The 941-nt window shown below is 50.8% G+C and carries 1 pseudogene (running past one end of the window); it reads right to left on the bottom strand.

Annotation, left to right across the window (positions count from 1 at the left end):
* Positions 1-339: 339 nt before the first annotated feature.
* Positions 340-941: pseudogene (locus tag QVP67_RS07570) on the bottom strand (acetate kinase) (it continues 624 nt past the right edge of the window).

The following is a 941-nucleotide window of genomic DNA, read 5'->3' on the forward strand; positions in this document are numbered from 1 at the left end:
CCTGGTTCAGGCCCATGCCGTCGCCAATGAAATAGAATACATACTTTGCCTGCTGGGCCTGTGCCACGACGGCCAGCAACATGAAGAGCATTAAATACGTCAATCGTTTCATAGATAGTGCTGTTAGTTAATGATTAGAATGGTTTTGTTGAACAGCAAAGATAACGATTTTGCTTGATTGACGGTGTGACAAGCGTATTAAATTCAGCAAAAGCTGACCTGCACCGTTTGCAGATGGAGGAAGGACGGGAAGCATGCAAAAAAAGGGTGTATCCGTCACGGACACACCCTTCGTCTTGTTTAACATTCAATTTTACATGAAAAAACATTCTTTCAATCTCAGCTATTTAGGATAGCTACAGTATCTGAAGCAATCATCAGTTCCTCATCGGTAGGGATGACTACTACTTTCACTTTCGAATCTTCGGTCGAGATAACCATTTCCTCGCCACGTACTTTGTTCTTCTCGGCATCGAGCTTCACGCCCATGTATTCGAGGCCTTCGCAGGCACCCCAGCGGGCCGAAGCCTGGTTCTCGCCCACACCGCCGGTGAAGACGATGATGTCCACGCCACCCAGTGCGGCAGCATAGGCACCGATGTATTTCTTAATGCGGTAGAAGTACATGTTCTCGGCCAGGATAGCGCGCGGATCGCCCGCTGCAACAGCGTTTTCGAGGTCGCGCATGTCGCTCGACTTGCCGAAGATACCCATCACACCGCTCTTCTTGTTGAGCAGGTTCGAGATGCCCTGTGCGTCGAGTCCTTCTTTCTCCATGATGAAGCTGACAGCACCGGCGTCGATGTCGCCACTGCGTGTACCCATCATAAGGCCTTCGAGCGGAGTGAGACCCATGCTGGTGTCTACGCACTTACCGTCCTTGATGGCAGTGATGGAACCACCGTTACCGATGTGGCAGGTGATGATGCGCAAGCCTTCGG

It is taken from the genome of Bacteroides sp. CAG:633 (assembly GCF_000435115.1).
Taxonomy (GTDB): domain Bacteria; phylum Bacteroidota; class Bacteroidia; order Bacteroidales; family Bacteroidaceae; genus Bacteroides; species Bacteroides ndongoniae.